This is a genomic window from Wolbachia endosymbiont of Cylisticus convexus (genome assembly GCF_003344345.1).
In genome coordinates this window covers 22,657-28,656 of sequence record NZ_QPIP01000011.1, presented here as the reverse complement: position 1 = coordinate 28,656, position 6,000 = coordinate 22,657, and the positions used below count along the sequence as shown (strand labels likewise).

Annotated in this window: 5 protein-coding genes and 1 pseudogene; 4 read left to right on the top strand and 2 right to left on the bottom strand. The window is 35.7% G+C overall.

Annotation, left to right across the window (positions count from 1 at the left end; all coding sequences use genetic code 11):
* Both Wcon_RS02335 and hemA read left to right on the top strand, forming a co-directional pair.
* A partial coding sequence (locus Wcon_RS02335) for a TomO hydrophobic C-terminal domain-containing protein (RefSeq protein ID WP_458694574.1) occupies positions 1-278 on the top strand: 278 nt, incomplete at its 5' end.
* 71 nt (positions 279-349) lie between these two features.
* Entirely contained in the window at positions 350-1,555 is a 1,206-nt protein-coding gene (hemA, locus tag Wcon_RS02330; protein ID WP_179947461.1) for a 5-aminolevulinate synthase, read from the top strand.
* A gap of 811 nt (positions 1,556-2,366) precedes the next feature.
* On the opposite strand, the pseudogene Wcon_RS02325 reads toward hemA, so the two are convergent.
* A pseudogene (locus Wcon_RS02325) lies at positions 2,367-3,045 on the bottom strand (transposase); the annotation flags it as partial.
* A gap of 418 nt (positions 3,046-3,463) precedes the next feature.
* Between Wcon_RS02325 and Wcon_RS02320 the strand changes: the two are divergent.
* A complete protein-coding gene (locus Wcon_RS02320) occupies positions 3,464-3,946 on the top strand; it encodes a hypothetical protein (RefSeq protein ID WP_114517079.1) in 483 nt (160 codons plus the stop codon).
* Between the two features lie 42 nt (positions 3,947-3,988).
* Complete coding sequence (gene dxr, locus Wcon_RS02315; protein WP_114517078.1) at positions 3,989-5,164, top strand: 1-deoxy-D-xylulose-5-phosphate reductoisomerase; 1,176 nt, start codon at positions 3,989-3,991, stop codon at positions 5,162-5,164.
* 65 nt (positions 5,165-5,229) lie between these two features.
* Here the strand turns inward: dxr and Wcon_RS02310 are convergent, their stop codons facing one another.
* Positions 5,230-6,000 carry a hypothetical protein gene (locus tag Wcon_RS02310; RefSeq protein WP_114517077.1) on the bottom strand — a complete coding sequence of 257 codons (771 nt, stop codon included), beginning with the start codon at positions 5,998-6,000 and terminating at the stop codon, positions 5,230-5,232.

The following is a 6,000-nucleotide window of genomic DNA, read 5'->3' as shown; positions in this document are numbered from 1 at the left end:
CTGTAGACTGTATACCAAGCAATTTAAGCAAGGGTAACGCTGCTTCAAAAAATACAAAAAGTTATGTTGTAGCTGCTTCTGTACTTGCAATAGCTGGTATTGCCTTAGGAGTGGCTGTTGCAGTTTACTTGGAAATGTTAGCGATAGGAATAGCAGTTGTAGCTTGTTGTCTTATTGCGGCTACAATTACGTACTGCTATAGGCCTAAAAGCTCACTTGAGAATAATGAGGTTGAAAAGTTTGATGTTAAGCAAAAAAGTACATCTTGTTGTGGCTGATAATGAATAAATATAGTAGTCTATCATTTAATAATTTATTATAATTTTATTAGTTATTAATGGATAGAAACTTGGTAGACTACGAAGAAATATTTTCAAGTAAAATCAAAGATATAAAAGAAGAAGGGCGCTATCGTGAGTTCACGCATTTTGCGTCATTGCCCGGCAGGCTTCCCTATATTATGGATTATGAAAGAAATAGGGAAGTTATTGTCTGGTGCAGTAATAATTATCTGGGAATGTCGCAGAATGAGAGTGTTATCGCTGCTATTCAAAATTCATCTGTTGGTGCTGGAGGAACGAGAAATATATCCGGTACGACAAAAGAAGTTGTTGAGCTTGAGAAGTCTTTAGCTGATTTGCATCAAAAAGAAGCTGCTTTAACTTTTGCTTGTGGCTACCTTGCTAATCAAACTACACTTAGCACTTTATCGTCTGTTATTCCAGGTGTGGTAATTTTTTCAGATGAGAAAAACCATTCTTCAATGATAGAAGGTATAAAATCAGGCAAAAGACCAAAACACATATTTAGACATAATGACATTGATCACTTAGAGCAGCTGCTAAGGTCTATAGGTGTAAAAATGCCGAAAATAATAGCGCTTGAATCCGTATATTCAATGGATGGTGATGTAGCACCGCTTGAAGCGATATGTGATCTGGCAGATCAGTATAATGCAATTACCTATTTGGATGAGGTGCACGCAGTTGGCATGTATGGCCTTCGTGGTGGTGGAATTGCAGAAAGAGAAGGCTTGATAGATAGAATAACCGTTATTCAGGGTACGTTATCAAAAGCGTTTGGAGTGATGGGTGGGTATATAGCGTCTTCAAAGAGCTTGGTGGATGTAATAAGAAGTTCAGCTCCAGGATTTATTTTTACTACTGCTATGTCGCCCGTTTTAGCAGCGGCAGCAAAAGCAAGCGTTGAACATTTAAAATCAAGCAATGTTGAAAGAGAGAAGCAAAAACAGGTTGTTAAAAAAGTAAAAGACTCACTGAGAAATGCAGGAGTGAATTTTATTCAAACAGAAACTCATATAATTCCAATAATAATTGGTGATCCCGAATTGTCCAAAAAAGCGTCAAAATTGTTATTTGATGAGTATGGAGTATATGTTCAACATATAAATTATCCAACAATTTCAAAGGGAACTGAGCGCTTCCGTATTACCCCTACACCTTATCATACAGATGAAATGATAGAGCATTTAACAGCATCTCTTGTAAAAGTTTTTGAGAAGATCAACATCCCTTTGAATTTGTTTGACCACTAGATGTAACTGAGGGATCATTGACGTATCTGTTCAGGCAATGGCATCAACTTAAGAGCCTACCTTAGCAACTTCTTTGTTGAAATAAAATAGAAACAAAAGTGCTATTTCTTTCAGTTTTTAGGTAATTTTATGGTAAAAGTTTTAGAGAGAAATTTTATACACGATCGCTGATATTTTTCCTTAAGTTGACGCCATTGTCCGTTCAGGGGAGTGGTTTAAGAAACGATAGATAGAAGATTGTGAAAAGGCCCTTTGTTTCCATGTTAAGTATAACGAAAGGGAGTGTAAAATAAACCATAGGCGTCAAGTTAAGGAAAAGTGGCATAAGAAAGAAGAGAAGCGGTAAAAATTATTTTAGACATTAAACGATAAAATTAGTAATTTATAGACTCTTTAAAAAAAATTATCTTATTTTAGATCAAGATTTCTTAAAAAATAAATATAACAAATAAACCTTAAATGGTTGCTATATTAGGCGTAACTTGACTCGTATGGTTCAAAAAAGTGTGTCAAACCGCATTTTTAGCTCAACTCAATTTTCAATCTATCAGGAAAGAAAATGTCAAGCTGAGATATGGTTAATGCCCAATAATGCACAGACACCATCCATCAACTATGTTTTTTAAAAATTTTTATTTGTGTCATTTTGCAACTGTACCCAATCATATGGGCAATAAAAACCCGTTTGTCATAGAAATAGAACTTTATATTAAACCTGCTTAAGTCAATGAATATAGTACTTTAAATCTGTGTATTATTTACATAACTAATTTCAGCCATTGCTGTGTAAATCTTTAAATATGCAAATTCTTTAATTGGCAATAACTATAATTTTACGCATTAGCGCTTACCATCTTCCTTACCACTTTCAACAAGCTTGGAATAAAAGGCACCAAGTGCAGATTTGGGCTTTGCAGCAGCCATGGCAGACGTAAAAAGCTTTATTGCTTCTACCACCTGTTATTCTTCGGTATCCAATAGTTTTACCACTTTCTTTTGGATGGTCCAGCAAGATTTGCAACTTTTCCTCTACTTAAACAGCCAAGTTCTGGCATCAAGCATACAAAATCTTGAGATAATTTTTTACCTACTCCTGCTACCGTTCTAAGGATTTTTTGGCGCTTTTGTAACTCTGGATTTTCATCAACAATTTTTTGCATGGTATTGTTGAGTTCATTTATTTGACTGTTAAAAAATCGATTGCTTTTTGACAACTTTCCTTTATATAGTTGCTTTTAGATGCTGCAAGCCTACATTTCTCTTGGACTCTCATTTGCGTAACGACGTTGAAAAAGTGCAACCAAGGTTGATTGCTTTTCAGAAGTGGGTACAAATAGAGAGAGAGTTCTATAACATTCAAATCCATATTGAGCAAGAGCTCTTGCATCTGATTTATCGGACTTTGCTAAAGTTCCGTGAGACAAGATAAAGCTTTTTACTTTACGGGTATTAGCTCGATGCGTGGCAATATTTTTGTCAATAAGAAGATGTCAATGCCAATAAAATTTTGATAAGATGTAATCATTATAACCTCGATAGTTTAATTAATTTAAGATTGTAAACGGGTGCATACCACACAACTGTTCAAACGTATCGAGAGATGGGCTAGTAGCGTACCTTGATAGACACGGTTCTGCCAGTCGCACACGCCCATGATAGTTTAACTTAATTCCTGGAATTTACAATCTCGAACTTAATACTTGAGTTTCGAAAGAGGTTTAATATAAATTTACAAAAAATAAAACCTAGTTCCCAATGTCGGATGATACCCTCTTTTAAACAGAAACCAGTGTCTGAAAATTGTGATACAAGAACTTAGATGATAGAGGTTAGCTATATTTAAGAGCCTTATTGATATTTTGCGATGTTTGTGATAAAATAATAGCTTAAGGCTTAGAATAAAAATTTATGAGTGAAGCTCAAGGTCCAAATATTGCAGAATGGCAGGCACAGCAGCAGCACCAGGAAGCCGCTAGTGAGAAAAGCGGTCTTGGTCTTGGTCATAGTGACTCTGTTGCAACAATTGTGGATGGAATGAAGTGGATATTCAACTTTCATGAAGGAGCAATTGCTGCTTATGGTAATGTGTTCGAAGGTTTGGTCAGTGGTAGCAGTCTAGTAACGTTATTTGGGAAATCAGGTAATATGTTTGGCATAAAATTTCTTGAAAGCCTTGCTGAATATTTTTCAGGTGGTGGTGGTGGAGAAGATATGCCATCAGAAGGTGATGGAGGTCCTCATCCAGATGATTATCCCCATGCTAATAATGAAATAGCTCATAGTGCTGATGGTTTGCATGACATGCATGATGCAGGTGATTACCATGGCCAATCTTTTTCGCCTGGTCCTTCACCATCTGTTGGTGATGATCATGGGCATGAGCTTGGTTAATGGAAAGAAGATTTTATTATAGTTAAGTATGAATTTGTCTTAGTGAAAAAAGTTTCAGTTTTAGGATCAACAGGAAGCATTGGAAAAAAGACTGTAGATTTGCTCTCAAAGAGAAAAGAAGAATGTCAGGTAGAAGCACTGAGTGCCTGTTCAAGTTTTGCTCTGTTAGCACACCAAGCAAAACTGCTTAATGCAAAATATGTTGCCATTTCTGATGAAAGGCTTTACAAAGATTTAAAAGAAGATCTGTTTGGTACAAACGTCAAAGTAGAAGTTGGTGCTCCAGGTCTAGCAAATATTGCTTCTCTACCTGTTGATCTCTCAGTTATTGCAATAGTTGGCATCGCAGGCCTTGAGCCGGTTATGCAGGTTATAGAAAGCGATACTAAAGTTATTGCACTGGCAAATAAAGAAAGCATTATTTGTGGTGGCAAGTTACTGCTTAAAAAAGCTCAAGAAAAAAACGTACAAATAATCCCTATTGACTCTGAGCACAACGCAATTTTTCAAGTTTTGCAAAATGATGATAAATGTGTAGAAAAGATTATACTCACTGCCTCTGGTGGACCATTTTTAAATTATAGCCTTGAACAATTAAAAAATATTACAGTAAATCAGGCTCTAAGTCACCCTACTTGGAACATGGGAAAGAAAATCTCAGTTGATAGTGCAACAATGATGAATAAGGCACTAGAAATAATAGAAGCACATTATTTATTCAATATCAGCCCAAATAGAATTGAAGCAGTAGTTCACCCTGAATCGATAGTACATGGAGTTGTAGTTTATCAGGATGGTTTCAGCTTTGCTGTGCTTGCAGAAACTGACATGGCAATTCCTATTGGATATGCTTTGTCTTGGCCAGAAAGATCGGCTTTAAATCGTAAATTAGATTTAACAAAGCAAGAAAAATTAACCTTTCAAGAACCAGACCACAAACGTTTTCCTGCACTAAAGCTCAGTATGGAAGTGTTGAATTCTTCCTCTCCACATACAAATAGTATTGTTTTCAATGCTGCAAATGAGATAGCTGTTAATGAATTCTTGAAATCACGAATCGGCTTTTTAGAAATAGTAGAGGTAGTAAAATCAACAATAGAAAATTTTGACAAGCACGCTGATATTAACTCACTATCTGATATAATAAGCATTAATTTTGAAAGCCGTATTATTGCCAATGAAATTATCAAAAATTTGTGTACAGCTACCGCTTGTTAGCACTGCAGCATTTAGTAACAAAAACTTCTTCTGATTGTACCAAAGCTGCATCTAAAGTAGCCCTGCTAATACCTATAGCATGGACCAAGCGGTATTATAGCACGTTTTTCACCATTTGGAAATTCTACATTTGCATTCACAGTAATAAGAACTTCTTTTAACATATTCTCCACTCTAGCCACATCTAAAATGGTACCAATGCTTTGCTGATTATTAATACTTACAGCATGGCTCAGCGGTGCTATAGTATATTTTTTACCATTTGGAAACTCCACACTTGCACCCGCAGTAGTAAGAACTTCTTTTAATATATTTCCCGCTCTAGCTGCATCTAAAATGGCATTAATGCTTTGCTGATTATTAGTACCTATAGCATAGCTAAGCGGTGTTAGAATATGTTTTATACCATGTAGAAACTCCACACTTGCACCCGCAGTAGTAAGAACTTCTTTTAATATATTTCCCGCTCTAGCTGCGTCTAAAATGGCATTAATGCTTCGCTGACTATTAGTACCTATAGCATAGCCAAGCGGTGTTAGAGTATGTTTTATTACACCATTTGGAAACTCTATACTTGTACTTGCAGTAGTAAGAACTTCTTTTAATGCATTCTTTACTCTAGCTGCATCTAAAATGGCCTGAATACCATATTGACCATTAATACTTATAGCATAGCCAAGCGGTGTTAGAGTATGTTTTTCGCCATTTAGGAATTCTGTAGTTACATTCATAGTAGTAAAAACTTTCAGTAAATTATCTTTTGATACTACCTTCAGAGCGTCCTGATTACCTTTCCTTAACCATCTATGAAAATTTTGTTGTTCTGCTTTAGGCAT